This is a genomic window from Microbulbifer sp. ABF4_143, assembly GCF_056160225.1.
The window spans coordinates 93,250-107,251 of the sequence record NZ_JBSWWT010000002.1; the positions used below are offsets into that span (position 1 = coordinate 93,250).

A 14,002-nucleotide genomic window follows, 5' to 3' on the forward strand; every position below is an offset into this window, starting at 1 on the left:
GCGCGCTCGGGCAGCGAGTCGGTCACCGATATGGGTCAGTAGGCCTGTGTGATTGCCACAGCCCCCTCTACTTCAATACAGTAGACGGATAGCCGGCGTTGGTGGTGGCCTCGACCAGCGCCTCGGCGCTGGTGGCACTGTCGTCGAAGGTCACCACCGCGCGCTTGTCGTCGAAGCTGACTTCCGCCTTACTCACGCCCTCGAGCTTGTCCAGTGCCTTTTTTACGGTGATGGGGCACATGGCGCAGTTCATGCTGGGCAGATCCAGGGTCACGGTGCGCGTTGCCGCCTGGGCGGACAGACTGGCGATGAGCAGGGTCAGGGCGATCAGGATGTTTTTCACGGTATCTTCTCCTCGGTGTTGTCTGAAGCGATGGGCGGATCAGGCGATCCACGGAATCCAGTAGTTGCTGGTCACCAGCAGGGCCGCGGCCAGTGCCGCCAGCACGAACAATATCTGGCGGCGACGGCGCACCCGCGGCGCGGCACAGGCGCTGCCCGGCGCACAGGGCCCGAACACCTTCCAGCCTGCCCAGCCGAACAGCGTCAGTACCGCCAGGATAAACAGCGGGCGGTAGGGCTCCAGCAGGGTCAGGTTGCCGATCCAGACGCCGCTGACACCCAGGGACAGCAATACGAAGGGGCCGGCGCAGCAAAGTCCGGCGCCGATGGCGGCGGCGATGCCGCCGATCAAGGGTAATCTGGTGTTGTCGATAGGCACGGCCTCTCCCTCTTCCAGGAACTCATAGGCAGAGTTTAGAGGCCGTACCACCGTACGGAGTCAAGCGTCCGGCAACAGGGTTTCGACGATGGGGCAAGGTGCACTGCTGCGATTGGCCTTACAGCTGCGCACCAGCCTGTCGAGGACCGCCTGAAGGCGCTGGAGGTCGGTGATCTTGGCTTCCACTGCCGCCAGCTTTTCCGCGGCCATGGCCTGCACCTCGGCGCATTGCCCGCCGCCCAGCGCCAGCAGACCAGCGATCTCCTGAAGCGTGAACCCCAGCTCCTGGGCGCGTTTGATAAACAGCAGGCGCTCGAGGGTCGCCCGCGGGTAAGCTCTGTGGCCCTGTGCGGGCTTTGCCGGCTGCTCGATCAGGCCCCGCCGCTCGTAGTAGCGCACCGTCTCCACATGCACGCCAGCGGCCCGCGCCAGGCGGCCAATGGTCAGCGCTTCGTTGCCAGACATGGTTCCACATGCTCCTCTTTCTTCTGCTGCACGATGACAAGACCGTGGCGCCCGTCCACCAGTTGCGGATATCCCCGCGCAAGCAGCCGGGCAAGGAAGCTCGGGCAGCTCTGGTAACAAAAACAGGCGGACGCACTGCCGGCAATATCCGCAGCGTGCAAAAACAGCGGCAGTTCGGCCAGGAAGTAGCGCACCGCGGTTGAAAGCATCTGTGGGGTAATCTGCCTTCCGGCGAGGTGATTGTTCAACACCCAGCGACTGCTCTGCAGGCACCCGGCGCGGAACTCGGCGTCCTCGTCAAAGAGACGCTCGATGCGCTCCAGCTTGCGCGCATAGACTTCCGATTGCGCCAGCCAGCTGGAATCCATCAACTCCCTGTGCATGGAGCCGGTATCCGCTGCGCGGAAAATCTTGTTGCGCAGATAGTTGCATTGGCGTCGTGCCTTCTTGCGCGCCTTGTCCGCATCGTAGCCGAGGGCTCGCAAGGTGTATACGGTCGGGCCATCCGGCAGGTAGAACATGACCTGGCGGAAGTGGCCGCGGGCCCAGGTGGCGAGCCTGGCGATGCGGTCTTCGGAAAAATAACTGTTGAAGGGGCTGATACCGATCACCGCGAGATCCCCACGGGCGAACAGGTCCCGGCACCTGTCCGAAACAAATTCCACTTGCATAACTTTGTTCCAAATCAAAACCACTACAGCCACCCGCAGTAGCCGCGGGCAGCGCCGATTCAATGACTAAGGGGGAGGGAAAGTTATGCGCGCCGGGGTGGACGCAGCGGCGGTTCAGAATACGATGGGAGGGGTGTCAGCCGGTACCGGATGGCCACGCCGCGCACGGGCGAGTGAAAAACGTGGTGATAACCGGAGGTCACCGCGGGAAGCTGCAGACATACCACCTTTGCCTCCGGACAGGGTGGTTTGTCCGGGTTGGCGGGGGCGCTGCCGGCGGTGTGGCAGGGCGTTTCTTCCGGCGACGGCAAGTCGATTGCCAGGGGCCCCTGCCCGGAGAGGCCCTGCGCGAGCGCCGCGCCACTGATCAGCAGTGCGCCCAACACCACGACTACCGCCGCGAGGCAGAGAGGTTGGGATCTTTGGGTGAAACGCTGGAGCATGGCTCTGTGAGGGACTCTGCTTTAGTCCCAAGCATTAAACCGTACCGGAGAGGGGTAGGCAAACTCGAGGGGGTGATGGAGGTTTTGGAGAATCCCCAAAACTAGGGTTAACTTTCTGTTTCTATGTGAGTTTTCGTTGGCAGCAACCCCGTGCAAAGCATCCTTATTGTCGATTTGGAAGCCACCTGCTGGAATGATCGCCGCCAGACTGTGCAGGATATGGAGATCATTGAGTTCGGCTTCGCGCTCGCCTCTATGAGCGGTATCGTGGTCCGCTCTTTTCATCAGTTGGTCAGGCCCGTGTTAAACCCGCAGCTCAGTGACTTCTGCCAATCTCTGACCGGCATCACACAGGCAATGGTGGATGATGCCCCCGGGTATCTCGAAGCCGTTCGGCACCTGAATGCCGTTGTCAGTGAATGGTCATTTGAGACCTGGGGTAGCTGGGGCCAATACGATCTCAACCAGATCAATGTCGAGCGCGCGCGGCATGGGGTCTCGCCGGCGTTTGCAGCCGCTCCCCATATCAATCTCAAGGCCCTGTGGCAGCGGCGGAAGGGCAGCAAGCGGCGCGCCGGCCTCGGCGCCGCCCTCGCATCTGCCGGGCTGAAGTTTGAAGGACGCCACCACCGCGCAGAGGCCGACGCGAAGAATATCGCCCGCCTGCTGCCTTACCTGGATTTCTATTCCGGTTGAGGTCTCCCGGGGAGGTCACCTTTTGCCTCTGCAGCTGCTTTGAAATGGCCCAGACTGGTGCGGGCTTCGGCAAGGGCGACCTCCAGCTCTGTTTGCCGGTGCGCACATTCTTTCAGCTCTAATTGAGCCCGCTCCAACTGCTCGCAATACAGATCTAGCTCTTTGGCTTTTGCGCTCAAGTTGGTGTTGGTCTGGCTCAATTGCTCGCGCAGGGCGGAGACCAGCTGTTCCGACTTCCGGAGCGCATCTTCCTGACTGCCTGCCTGTTTGCGAGCTGCACCAAGCTCGCTGGCGAGGCGGGCATTGTCCTTGTTGAGCTGAGTGATCTCACCCTGCTTGACGATGATGGACTGGTTCGATTGGCGCAGCTCGGCCTGCAATTGCTGTACCTGCTGTTCGTGCTTGCGGATATCCTGATCCCGCTGTTCTTTGCTTGCCTGGCGGAAGTGCTCGAGGGCATCTCGGGCGTGCTGGTGCTTATCCTCCAGGGATTTCAGGTGGGAGTCTTTGTCCGCCAGGCGCACTTCCAGGTCTACGATCTGCTGGGCCTGCCGTTGCGATTGGAGCCTTTCGGATTGCAACTCCGCGCTCGCCTGTTCCAGTGAACTCTTGGAGTCCGCCAGATACTGCTCCAGGCGGTGCGCTTTCTCGCCGCTCTCCTTCAGCAAGCCCTCGAGTCGTTCACGCCCCTGTTTCCATTGAGCCTCCTGGTCTTTGAGGCGTTTCTCGGCTGCCGAAACCAGTTCATTTGCTTCCTCCCGCAAGCGCGCCGCCAACCGGGCCACCATTTCCTGCAGCGTTTTGCTGAGGAGCTGCTCGTCGTCGAGGCGAGTGCTCTCGGTTTCCTCAATCTCCCGGAGATACCGGTGAATAGTGCTCTTGGAGCCTGTATTGCCCAGTTCGATGCGTATTGCGTCCAGGGATGGATTCTCGCCGCGGGCCAGCACGGCATCGCGGGCCTGCTGAACCTGGACTTTGTTGATACCTGAGCGCGCCATTGGGATCTCCGATTATTTTGTACTGTGGTATGTACTATGTATATACATACTAAATCAGACCGTGAACTGGAGCAACATTCTAACTTTTATAAAAATAGATAAAGCGGGGTTATCTATTGCCATGACCAAAATCGGTCGTAAAATGACCTCAGTTCGGTATGAATCCCGGATATCCCCATACATCCAGCCCGCCAGATGGGCAGGCCAGCCCAGCCACGGAATGCCACACAATGAGCGATATCGACCGATATCTTCACGCGGCCACCCGCGACAACACACGACGCAGCTACCAGGCCGCGGTACACCACTACGAAGTCAGCTGGGGCGGCTTCCTGCCCGCCACTGCCGACAGTATCGTCCGCTACCTGGCCGATCACGCGAAGACTCTTTCGGCCAACACCCTTCAATTGCGCCTCTCGGCGATTGCGCAGTGGCACGTTGACCAGGGCTTCCCGGACCCAACCAAGGCCCCATTGGTCAGAAAGGTCCTCAAAGGCATCCGGGAGCTGCACCCGGCACAGGAGAAGCGGGCACGGCCGCTACAGGTGGAAGAACTCACCGCGTTGACAGGCTGGCTGGACAATGCCTGCGAGCAGGTGAAAGCCGCGGGCGATCGCAAGTCGGCACTTGCCCATACCCGCAACAGGGCTTTACTCCTACTCGGCTTCTGGCGCGGATTTCGCAGCGATGAACTTTGCCGCCTGCAGGTGGAATTCATCAAGGCAGCTCCCGGGCAGGGGATGACGATCTTCCTTCCCAGGAGCAAGGGCGACCGCCAGAATGCGGGAAAGGAATTCAAGGTGCCGGCGCTGAGCCGCTTGTGTCCGGTTGCGGCCTACGGAGAATGGGTTGGCCTGGCTGGAATCACAGAGGGGCCTGTGTTCCGCGGAATCAATCGCTGGGGACATCTGGCAGAAAAGGCACTGACGGCGAACAACCTGTCCGCGCTGCTCAGGCGTATTTTTGTAGAAGCGGGTCTCGAGCAGCAGTCAAACATTACCAGCCACTCCCTGCGTAGAGGGTTTGCCAACTGGGCGAATACCAATGGCTGGGAAGCAAAGGCCTTGATGGAGTATGTCGGGTGGAAGGATATCCACTCAGCCATGCGCTATATCGAGGCTCCTGATCCCTTTTCCCAGGAACGTATTGAACGGGGCCTCACGTCTTATCCTGGCCCAGCCGCTCTGGAGCGTGTCGACGATCAAGAAATTTGACAGCGGTCGCACCCGAACAGCAGTTTAGGAAGCGTTGTGGGGGAGATAGCTGAAGTGGTCAAACTGAGACATCCGCTTGCCTCTACGGCAGCGCTAATGGTTACGTTCAGCCTTGGGGGAGATTCTTACAGGGATTTACGGTTTGGAGAGGGTCTGAAAGGGCGAAACCGTAAGTTTCTGTTCAAATGCCCCCGCTAGGCCGATATGGAATTGCTATGTCGGTAATTTCAGTGGCAGGCCTGGATAGTTGCCAGCGGAAGCCCGAGTTCGATTGAGAGGCCTGTGTTGGCGATACGTTGCATAGCGAGGGGTGAATCTTGAGCGATCCAAAAGGGTATAAGCAGGTACTGCGCGAATTGCAGGTCAAGCTGGTGACACTGCAGCGCCACCTGATCGAACACGATCTGCAGATTCTCGTATTGTTCGAAGGACGCGATACGGCCGGCAAGGACGGTACTATCAAGCGTATTGTCCAGCACCTGAGCCCGCGGGAGACGCGCGTGGTGGCACTGGGCAAGCCTTCGGACCGGGATAGCGCCAGCTGGTATTTCCAGCGTTTCATTCCCCATTTGCCATCGCGGCAGGAAATGGTGCTGTTCAACCGCAGCTGGTACAACCGCGCCGGGGTCGAGCGGGTCATGGGATTCTGTACCGACCAGGAATACCGGGACTTTATGGACTCGGTGGTGCCTTTCGAGACGATGCTGGTGCGCTCCGGTATTCAGATCATCAAGTACTATCTGGATATCGACAAAGAGGAGCAGCGGAAGCGCATGAAGGATCGCAGGGTGGACCCGCTCAAACAGTGGAAAATCAGCCCGGTCGATGAGGTGGCGGTAAAGCACTGGCAAGAATATAGCGTCGCCCGCAACGAGATGTTTGCCAAGAGCCACAGCGAATTGGTGCCCTGGTATGTGGTGCGGGCCAACAATAAGAAAATCGCGCGACTGAATGTGATCCGCCACCTGCTCACCGCCGTTCAGTGTCCGGAGTGCGACCAACGCGCAGAGGCTCCAGATCCGGATATTGTCTTTCCCTATGACGGAACTCATCTGTTGAACGGCACTATTGCGCCCTAAAACTCAACCAGCAAAGGCTGCTCGGGAGTACGGCTAAATACCGCCGTACTCCCGCTAGCCTCTACACGAGCGATTATTGCCTCTACAGGTTTCGCCGCCGGCGTCGCAGTCACGCCTATGGAACTTCCCCGTGCGACGTTAAGCTAGAAGTCCGGGAGGTGATTCAATGCGCCCGAACAGCCAGTACAGTCCATTTATCGCCGCGCTGGTAATGTGCTTCGTCGTCCTGCTGCCGGCTCCGGCACAGGTCTTTGCCGATACGGTCGGCTGGTTTGACGACGAGGCAGCGGTTGACATCTCGCGGGCGCCATCTATTCGAATTTCCCTGGGTGAGCAGCGCGCTTATTTCTATATGGGCGGAGAGCTGGTGGGGGTTTCCCGGGTCTCGTCCGGTCGCGCCGGCTACCGCACACCCAAAGGCAGCTATCGGGTCAGGGGCAAGAAACTCAGACACAGATCCACGCTCTATGGCAGTTATGTCGATCGGAATACTCACCGCGTGGTGCGTGCCGACGTAGATACCCGCAAGCACCGCCGCCCGCCGGCACTTACTACCGCGGCGCCAAGATGGATTACTTTATCCGCTTCAATGGTGGTATCGGACTGCACGCGTCCGGAGACGTACCCAACTATCCCGCATCGCACGGCTGCGTGCGCATGCCGCGGCACATGGCACAGAAATTCTTCCGCTATGCTCCGGTGGGTACGCCGGTCATCGTCACTGATTGAGGTATGCGCTGGTTCTAACCGTTCAGTCCATTCCAGAGCCAGTAGGCGACAGCGGCGAGCGCAGCGATCCACAAGATCGCGATGACGACGCTCGCGCGAAAATTTCTCGGCAATGACAGCGGCTGCGCCTCGGCGCGGGCCTGCAGTTCGTGCCACAGCTCGGCCGGCACCAGCTTAATCGCCAGCCAGATACCCAGCGGCAGCAGTAACAGGTCGTCCAGGTAGCCGAGCAGGGGAATAAAGTCCGGGATCAGGTCGATCGGACTGAGTGCATAGGCGACCACGACAATCACGATCAACTTGGCGATCAGCGGCGTCCTCGGGTCGCGGCTCGCGAGGTAGAGCACCTGCAGCTGCTGTTGCATTCGCCGTGCAAAGCGCCTCAGCCGCTCGATCATTGCGATCAATCCAGCTTGCGGCAGAAACAGTAGACGAAGCGCTGCACCACACCCGCCGGCGTATGGTGCTCCTCCCGTTCCTGCCCGAGCAAATCAAAAGGCGCGCCGAACTCGCCGTGCAGCTGGTCGGCGCTGTAACGCACCACCGGCAGGCCGCTGCATTTTTCCGGGCCGTCTTCGGCGAAGGTGGCCACTATCACATGGCCACCGGGTTTTACCGCGCGCAGCACTGCATCCACATACGCCTTGCGTTCCCGTTCGTCGGTCTGGAAGTGGAACACCGCGCGGTCGTGCCAGACGTCATAGGCCTGTTGGGGCAGGTCGATCTCCAGGATGTTGCCTTCCAGCCAGCGCACCTTATCCGCTCTAGCGCCCAGTCTGCGTTGCGCCTTGGCCAGTGCTTGGCCGGACAGATCGAGCACGGTGAGGTTGTCGTAGCCCTTGTCCAGCAGATCGTCCACAAGCTTGGAGGCGCCGCCGCCCACATCGATAATATTTGCGGACTTGGGCGCGCCCGTCTGTTCGATCAGCCGGACAGACACCTCGGCGTGCTCCTGGAACCAGCTGACTTCGTCTTCCGATTTTGAGCTGTAGATCTTTTCCCAGTGGTTTTTATTTTGCATAAGGCGCGCCATTAAATTTAACTGAGAGACTGTTGATGGTTTGGAGTGTTCGCCGCAATAAGCGCGTGGCGTTTCCACAAATAAAATACTGCGGGCAGCACCAGCAGTGTCAGCAACAGCGCACTCAACATACCACCGACCATCGGCGCGGCAATGCGGCTCATGACTTCGGAGCCGGTACCGGACCCGAACAATATCGGCAGCAGGCCGACGACGATGGCAGCGGCGGTCATCATCACCGGCCGCACCCGCAAGCCGGCGCCGGCCAATACCGCTTCGCGCAGAGACTCCGCGTCGGGGATTGCGCCCTCATGCTCGCTGTCACTGTGCATTTTGGCGTAGCTCTGATTGAGATACACGAGCATGATCACGCCGATTTCCACGGCCACCCCAGCGAGCGCGATAAAGCCGACGCCGACGGCGACGGAAAAATTGAAATCGAGCAGGTAGATAAGCCACAGGGAGCCGACCATTGCCAGCGGCAACGTACCCATAATGATGGCCACTTCCTGAACGTTGCGGAAATTCATATATAGCAACAGCGCGATTATCAGCAGCGTCAGCGGGACCACGTAGGTGAGTTTTTCTATCGCCCGCTGCATATATTCGTACTGCCCCGACCAGGTCACCGAGTAGCCGGCCGGCAGCTGCAGCTTGTTGTCGACGGCGATCCGCGCCTGCTTCACATAGCTGCCTATATCGACGCCCTCGATATCCACGAAGCTCCAGCCGTTCAGTCGCGCGTTTTCACTCTTGATTGCCGGCGGGCCATCTTCCACCGCAATTTTTGCCACGTCGCCGAGGGCGATGCGCTGTCCCGCCGGGGTGACGATCGGCAGCTGTGCAAGCTGTTCGGGCGAGTCGCGGTAATCCTGCGGGTAGCGCAGGTTGACCGGGTAGCGCTCCAGTCCCTCGACAGTCTGGGTGACATTCATACCGCCGACAGCGGTGGCGACAACCTGCTGCACGTCGGCGATATTGAGCCCGTAGCGGGCGGCGCGCTTCCGGTCTATATCCACGGTGATATAGCGGCCGCCGGCAACCCGCTCGGAATACACGGACGCGGTGCCGGGCACCTGTTGCAGAATCTGCTCCAGCTGCTGTCCTATCTGCTGTATCTGTTCGAGATCCGGGCCCGCGACCTTGATGCCCACCGGTGTCTTGATGCCGGTGGCGAGCATGTCGATGCGGGTCTTGATCGGCATTACCCAGGCGTTGGTGACGCCGGGCAGCTTGACCAGTGCATCCAGTTCCTTCTGCAGTTTTTCCGTGGTCATGCCGTCGCGCCACTGGTCGCGCGGCTTCAGCTGGATAAAGGTCTCGATCATGGTCAGCGGCGCCGGGTCGGTGGCGGTTTCGGCGCGACCGATTTTGCCGAACACGGTTTTCACTTCCGGCACGGTGCGGATCAGTTTGTCGGTCTGCTGCAGCAGCTCGCGCGCCTTGCCGATCGAGAGACCGGGGTAGGTGGTGGGCATATACATCAGGTCGCCCTCATCCAGTGGCGGAATAAACTCGCTGCCGATTTTGCCGAGTGGCCACAGCGCGGTGAGCAGCAATACGAGTGCCAATGCGAGGGCGGTTTTCGGAAATTGCAGTACCCGCTTGAGCGTCGGCATATAGGCGCCGATCAGCCAGCGATTGAGCGGGTTCTTGTGCTCGGGCAATACCCGTCCGCGAATGAAGTAGCCCATCAGTACCGGCACCAGCGTCACCGCCAGCGCCGCGCTCGCCGCCATCGCATAGGTCTTGGTGAATGCCAGCGGCGAGAACATACGCCCCTCCTGTGCCTCGAGGGCGAATACCGGCAGGAAGCTGACGGTAATGATCAGCAGGCTGAAGAAGAGCGCCGGGCCCACTTCCGCCGCTGATTCGGCGACGATCTGCCAGCGGTTGGAGTCGTTGAGCGGTGTGCGCTCCATATGCTTGTGCATGTTCTCGATCATTACGATCGCGCCGTCGATCATCGCCCCGATGGCGATGGCAATGCCGCCCAGCGACATGATGTTGGCGTTGAGCCCCTGCAGGTGCATAACGATAAAGGCGGCGAGTATGCCTACCGGCAGGCTGATAACGGCGACCAGCGACGAGCGCAGGTGAAACAGGAACACCACGCACACCAGCGCGACCACAATGAATTCCTCCAGCAGCTTGTGCCAGAGGTTGTCCACCGCGCGCTCGATCAACGCCGAGCGATCGTAGACGGTGACTATCTTCACGCCCTCGGGCAGGCCCGCCTTGAGTTTTTCCAGCTTGGCCACAACGCCGTCGATGGTCTTCTGGGCGTTTTCACCGAAGCGCATCACCACGATGCCGCCGACCGCCTCGCCCTCGCCATTCAGTTCGGCGATACCGCGGCGCAGTTGCGGGCCCAGGGCGATATCGGCAACATCTTTGAGCAGAAGGGGTGTGCCGTTGACATCCATGCCCAGCGGTATTTCGTTCAGGTCGTCGATTGCCTGGATATAGCCGCTGGCCCTGACCATGTATTCGGCTTCCGCCATTTCCACCACCGAGGCACCCACTTCCTGGTTGCCCCGCTGTATCGCCACCTGGATTTGGGACAGCGGAATGCCGTAGGCGCGCAGCTTTTCCGGATCCACCTTGACCTGGTACTGCTTGACCATGCCGCCGAGTGCCGCCACTTCGGAGACGCCGGGCACGGTCTGCAGTTCGTACTTCAGGAACCAGTCCTGCAGGCTGCGCAGTTCGCTGATATCGTGTTTACCGCTGCGGTCGACCAGCGCATAGATATAGACCCAGCCGACGCCGGTGGCATCCGGCCCCAGTTGCGGCCGCGCATTGGCCGGCAGCGTCGGCGCCACTTGGGAGAGATATTCCAATACCCGCGAGCGCGCCCAGTAGGCATCGGTGTCGTCGTCGAAGATGACATAGACATAGGAATCGCCGAAAAACGAAAAGCCGCGCACGGTGACCGCACCGGGCACCGACAGCATCGCCGTGGTCAGCGGGTAGGTAACCTGGTCCTCGACCACCTGCGGTGCCTGGCCCGGGTAGCTGGTCTTGATAATCACCTGCACATCGGACAGATCTGGAATTGCATCCACCGGTGTCTTCTTCAGTGAATAGATACCGGCGCCCACTAGGAACAGTGTGGCCAACAGCACGAAAAGGCGGTTGTTGACCGACCAGCGGATTACGGCGGCAATCATGGCTGCTCTCCATGCGTTCCGTGGTCACTATGTTCGCCATGATTCATCTGACCCCGGGGGGCCATGCGCATGAAATCCGAGGTCTTGCTGGATTCGGAGTCGATCAGGAATTGCGCCGAGGTAACGATGCGCTCGCCCTCCCGGAGTCCTGCCAGTATTTCCACCTGCCGTTCGCCGATGCGGCCTGTCTGCACGTTGACCGACTTGAACCTGCCGTCGCCGAGTGCGAGTACCACGCGCGGCTTGCCACCGGTGCGGATCAGTGCCTCCGCCGGAATCAGCAGTGTCTCCTCTCCGCGGCGCGCGTGAATGGCCAGTTGCGCAAACATATTCGGCTTCAGCTTGTGGTCCGGGTTGCCAAAGCGAGCGCGTATTCGTGCCGTGCGCGTCTTTTCATCCAGCGTCGGGTAGATGTAATCGACGGTGCCGGTCCAGCTCTGTCCGGGCAGGTAGTCCAGCCGCATGGTGACGGGGTCGCCCTCGTTTACCTGTGCCGCCTGGCGCTCGAAGACTTCGCCAATGACCCACACCTGATCGAGCGCGGCGATGGACAGCAGCGCCATGCCCGGCTTGACGAAAATACCCTCGCGCACATTGAGCTTGTCCACCACGCCGGACTGGGGCGCGTAGACGGTGACGGTGCGCTGGACTTTGCGGGTTTTGATCAGCTGCTCGATGGCACTTCGCGGCAGTTGCAACGCGCGCAAACGCTCGCGCGCCGCGTCTATCAGGACGCGGTTATTGTGCTTCAGCGCCAGCACCAGCTCCTCCTGGGCATTGACCAGTTCCGGCGAATAGAGGGTGTACAGGGGCATACCGCGGTTCACCGGATCCCCCTCGGCATTGACGTAGAGTTTTTCTATCCAGCCCTCGACCCTGGGGTTTATCTGTACCAGCTGCTTTTCATCGTACTGCACGTAGCCGACGGTCCTGATTTCCGCATCGAAGCGGCCGCGCTCGACGGCGACGGTGCGCACGCCCAGGTTATTGACCACTTCCGGAGAGATGCGCACCGTGCCCGGCGAATCTTTTGTGCCCTGTTCCTCTTCGTACACGGGGACCAGGTCCATACCCATGGGCGACTTGCCCGGTTTGTCCCGGCGGTAATTCGGATCCATCGGCGCGACCCAGTACAGCGGCTTGCGCTCGCCGCCGCTGGCCGCCTCTTCCCGGTCGCCGCGCAGCAGCAGTGCGATGGCGATGCCGACAGCGACGCCCAGCGCGATCAGCAGTGTCGTTTTGATACGGTTATTCATTTCTGCGGGGCTCCTGTTTCCGCGGGAACCTGCGCGAGCAGGTAATTCAGCTGCGCGATGATTTTCAGGCGCTCGACCTCGATATCGAGCGCGTCGATTTTGGCGTTGAGTTCGGCGATGCGTGCGCGCACCGCCTCGGCGAAATCGCTCTCATCGTTGTAGTAGCCGGCCAGGGAGGCCTCGGCCTGTTCGCGCATTTGCGGCAGTAACTGTTGCCGATAGAGGGCGCGGCGCTGATCGAGGCGGATGAGTTGCAGGCGCGCATTTTCCAGCTGCGCCAGCAGTTGCCGGAGCAACAGGGATCTCTCGGTTTCCGTGGCGGCGGTGCGCGCCACTGCGGCACTGAGGGTTTTGTCCTGCCGTTTTTCGGTGAACAGCGGCAGATCGAAACTGACGCCGACGGTGAATAGGTCTGTCCTGTCCTCTCCCTGAGGGTCTTCGCCGCGGAGGCCATAGGCGGCCTTGAGGCCCCACTCGGGTTTGTATTGCTGTTTCGCGAGATCGATGCCGGTGGCCACCGCATCTATCTTCACGTCCAGCGCCAGTACCGCCGGGTGCAGGCGCAACTGCTGATACCAGTCGGACGGGGGGCGCTTGTCCGTCACCGGCACTAGCGGCTCCAAGCGCGGCAGGGCGCCGCCGGTAGCCCCGGCGTCCTGCACCCATTCCGCCAATCTGCGCTCGGCGCCGTCCTGGCGTTGCCGCAGCATCGTCAGGCGGTCGTCGAGACGGGTCAGTTCCAGTTGCGCGCGGATGACATCCGGCTGGCGCGCGCGGCCGCGGGCCGATGCATAGCCGGCCACGGCCGCATCCACCAGCTGCTCGAACAGGGCGCGGTCGCCCTCGATCAGCTGGATGCTCTCGCGCGCGCCGTAGGCGTCCAGCCACAACTGCGCGACCGTGGCGGTCACCCTGGCGCGCCGGTCCGCGCGCAGCAGGGGTTCGCGGGCGGCCAGCTGTTCTTTCTGCTGGCGGGAGAGAGCACGGCTGGCCCCGCGTGGAAACATCTGGTTGATGCCGACGGCGAACTGAGTCATTGGCTCCTGGCCGAAATTGAAGGTATCCGTGGGAAAGTTGAGCGCGGAGACTTCCATTTTGGGGTCCGGCAGCTGAGCCGCTGCCAGGGCCTCATCCATCAGCGCCGCCTCGGTATGGCGGCTTCCGTCCAACCAAGGGTCGCTTTGGATAGCGATGTCGATTGCCCGGCCGAATGTTAGCCCGGTACTTTGCTGCGCCAAGCTCTTGGGAGCCAGTAGGGCAGTGGCCAGGGCCAGCGCGGCCGGAAAAGTCTTGCCAGTCACAGGGGGAACTCCTCGAACATGCGGGCGCGTGAAAGCGCCGCTTTCTTTATCCAGTGCGGGAAATCAGTATTTTAGTGGGAGGACTGGCTCAGATACGCAAACGCAGTGTAGTCAGCCAGGTACGGTTACCGGGGGTGGCGGGATTAGAATGGGGATAAATGGCGGCGAGGGGCACTGGCGGGGCTAGTATCGACGGCCACTCCACACCAGGCAGCGCGCCCAGTTGCGGGAGGTC

The 14,002-nt window shown here is 60.8% G+C and carries 14 protein-coding genes and 1 pseudogene; 5 read left to right on the forward strand and 10 right to left on the reverse strand.

Translation table 11 applies throughout. The features are described from left to right. Nucleotides 1-67: 67 nt before the first annotated feature. The 4 genes from merP to ACXAF3_RS02180 are packed head-to-tail and all read right to left on the reverse strand — an operon-like array spanning nucleotide 68 to nucleotide 1,857. Nucleotides 68-343: a mercury resistance system periplasmic binding protein MerP gene (merP, locus tag ACXAF3_RS02165; protein WP_475110649.1), complete on the reverse strand. Its 276-nt coding sequence runs from the start codon at nucleotides 341-343 to the stop codon at nucleotides 68-70. Nucleotides 344-382: 39 nt separating this feature from the next. Next, nucleotides 383-721: a mercuric transporter MerT family protein gene (locus ACXAF3_RS02170; RefSeq protein ID WP_475110650.1), complete on the reverse strand. Its 339-nt coding sequence runs from the start codon at nucleotides 719-721 to the stop codon at nucleotides 383-385. A gap of 60 nt (nucleotides 722-781) precedes the next feature. After that, nucleotides 782-1,186, reverse strand: coding sequence for an Hg(II)-responsive transcriptional regulator (gene merR / locus ACXAF3_RS02175; protein ID WP_475110651.1), 405 nt, complete (start codon nucleotides 1,184-1,186; stop codon nucleotides 782-784). Continuing rightward, nucleotides 1,165-1,857 carry a tRNA-dependent cyclodipeptide synthase gene (locus ACXAF3_RS02180; RefSeq protein WP_475110652.1) on the reverse strand — a complete coding sequence of 231 codons (693 nt, stop codon included), beginning with the start codon at nucleotides 1,855-1,857 and terminating at the stop codon, nucleotides 1,165-1,167. Before ACXAF3_RS02180 ends, merR begins: the two co-directional genes overlap by 22 nt. Nucleotides 1,858-2,450: 593 nt before the next feature. Between ACXAF3_RS02180 and ACXAF3_RS02185 the strand changes: the two genes are divergently transcribed. Next, a complete protein-coding gene (locus ACXAF3_RS02185; protein WP_475110653.1) occupies nucleotides 2,451-2,996 on the forward strand; it encodes a 3'-5' exonuclease in 546 nt (181 codons plus the stop codon). Here ACXAF3_RS02185 and ACXAF3_RS02190 read toward each other — a convergent pair. Continuing rightward, the gene (locus tag ACXAF3_RS02190) at nucleotides 2,984-3,994 is read right to left on the reverse strand and encodes a DNA-binding protein (RefSeq protein ID WP_475110654.1); all 1,011 of its coding nucleotides are present in this window, start codon (nucleotides 3,992-3,994) and stop codon (nucleotides 2,984-2,986) included. The two genes, ACXAF3_RS02185 and ACXAF3_RS02190, sit on opposite strands and share 13 nt — an antisense overlap. A 230-nt stretch (nucleotides 3,995-4,224) precedes the next feature. Here ACXAF3_RS02190 and ACXAF3_RS02195 point away from each other — a divergent pair, with 230 nt between their 5' ends. From ACXAF3_RS02195 to ACXAF3_RS02210, 4 genes and pseudogenes are all read left to right on the forward strand, one after another. Beyond that, a complete protein-coding gene (locus ACXAF3_RS02195; protein WP_475110655.1) occupies nucleotides 4,225-5,208 on the forward strand; it encodes a site-specific integrase in 984 nt (327 codons plus the stop codon). Nucleotides 5,209-5,525: 317 nt separating this feature from the next. Continuing rightward, nucleotides 5,526-6,287 (forward strand): polyphosphate kinase 2, encoded by a 762-nt coding sequence (ppk2, locus tag ACXAF3_RS02200; protein WP_475110656.1) that lies wholly within the window; start codon nucleotides 5,526-5,528, stop codon nucleotides 6,285-6,287. A 352-nt stretch (nucleotides 6,288-6,639) separates the two neighbouring features. Beyond that, a pseudogene (locus ACXAF3_RS02205) lies at nucleotides 6,640-6,765 on the forward strand (L,D-transpeptidase family protein); the annotation flags it as partial. A gap of 89 nt (nucleotides 6,766-6,854) precedes the next feature. Further along, the gene (locus ACXAF3_RS02210) at nucleotides 6,855-7,016 is read left to right on the forward strand and encodes a L,D-transpeptidase family protein (protein WP_475110657.1); all 162 of its coding nucleotides are present in this window, start codon (nucleotides 6,855-6,857) and stop codon (nucleotides 7,014-7,016) included. Nucleotides 7,017-7,030: 14 nt separating this feature from the next. Here ACXAF3_RS02210 and ACXAF3_RS02215 read toward each other — a convergent pair whose 3' ends face one another. Genes ACXAF3_RS02215 through ACXAF3_RS02235 form a run of 5 tightly spaced genes read right to left on the reverse strand, consistent with a single transcriptional unit; the run spans nucleotide 7,031 to nucleotide 13,635 of the window. After that, on the reverse strand, nucleotides 7,031-7,414 hold the full coding sequence (locus ACXAF3_RS02215; protein WP_475110658.1) for a YkvA family protein: 384 nt from the start codon (nucleotides 7,412-7,414) through the stop codon (nucleotides 7,031-7,033). A 5-nt stretch (nucleotides 7,415-7,419) separates the two neighbouring features. Further along, nucleotides 7,420-8,037, reverse strand: a complete 618-nt coding sequence (locus tag ACXAF3_RS02220; RefSeq protein ID WP_475110659.1) for a class I SAM-dependent methyltransferase — start codon at nucleotides 8,035-8,037, stop codon at nucleotides 7,420-7,422. Between the two features lie 17 nt (nucleotides 8,038-8,054). Beyond that, nucleotides 8,055-11,210, reverse strand: coding sequence for an efflux RND transporter permease subunit (locus tag ACXAF3_RS02225; protein ID WP_475110660.1), 3,156 nt, complete (start codon nucleotides 11,208-11,210; stop codon nucleotides 8,055-8,057). Beyond that, on the reverse strand, nucleotides 11,207-12,466 hold the full coding sequence (locus ACXAF3_RS02230; protein WP_475110661.1) for an efflux RND transporter periplasmic adaptor subunit: 1,260 nt from the start codon (nucleotides 12,464-12,466) through the stop codon (nucleotides 11,207-11,209). The genes ACXAF3_RS02225 and ACXAF3_RS02230 overlap by 4 nt, the downstream gene beginning before the upstream one ends. Beyond that, a complete protein-coding gene (locus ACXAF3_RS02235) occupies nucleotides 12,463-13,635 on the reverse strand; it encodes a TolC family protein (RefSeq protein WP_475110662.1) in 1,173 nt (390 codons plus the stop codon). The genes ACXAF3_RS02230 and ACXAF3_RS02235 overlap by 4 nt, the downstream gene beginning before the upstream one ends. Between the last annotated feature and the right edge of the window lie 367 nt (nucleotides 13,636-14,002).

Bases quoted from the DNA above. Each gene is read 5' to 3' on its own strand.
- ACXAF3_RS02190 (WP_475110654.1), bottom strand. From the start codon at position 3,994: ATGGCGCGCTCAGGTATCAACAAAGTCCAGGTTCAGCAGGCCCGCGAT.
- ACXAF3_RS02210 (WP_475110657.1), top strand. From the start codon at position 6,855: ATGGATTACTTTATCCGCTTCAATGGTGGTATCGGACTGCACGCGTCC.
- merR (WP_475110651.1), bottom strand. From the start codon at position 1,186: ATGTCTGGCAACGAAGCGCTGACCATTGGCCGCCTGGCGCGGGCCGCT.
- ACXAF3_RS02220 (WP_475110659.1), bottom strand. From the start codon at position 8,037: ATGCAAAATAAAAACCACTGGGAAAAGATCTACAGCTCAAAATCGGAA.
- ACXAF3_RS02215 (WP_475110658.1), bottom strand. From the start codon at position 7,414: ATGATCGAGCGGCTGAGGCGCTTTGCACGGCGAATGCAACAGCAGCTG.
- ACXAF3_RS02225 (WP_475110660.1), bottom strand. From the start codon at position 11,210: ATGATTGCCGCCGTAATCCGCTGGTCGGTCAACAACCGCCTTTTCGTG.
- ACXAF3_RS02195 (WP_475110655.1), top strand. From the start codon at position 4,225: ATGAGCGATATCGACCGATATCTTCACGCGGCCACCCGCGACAACACA.
- ACXAF3_RS02230 (WP_475110661.1), bottom strand. From the start codon at position 12,466: ATGAATAACCGTATCAAAACGACACTGCTGATCGCGCTGGGCGTCGCT.
- ACXAF3_RS02180 (WP_475110652.1), bottom strand. From the start codon at position 1,857: ATGCAAGTGGAATTTGTTTCGGACAGGTGCCGGGACCTGTTCGCCCGT.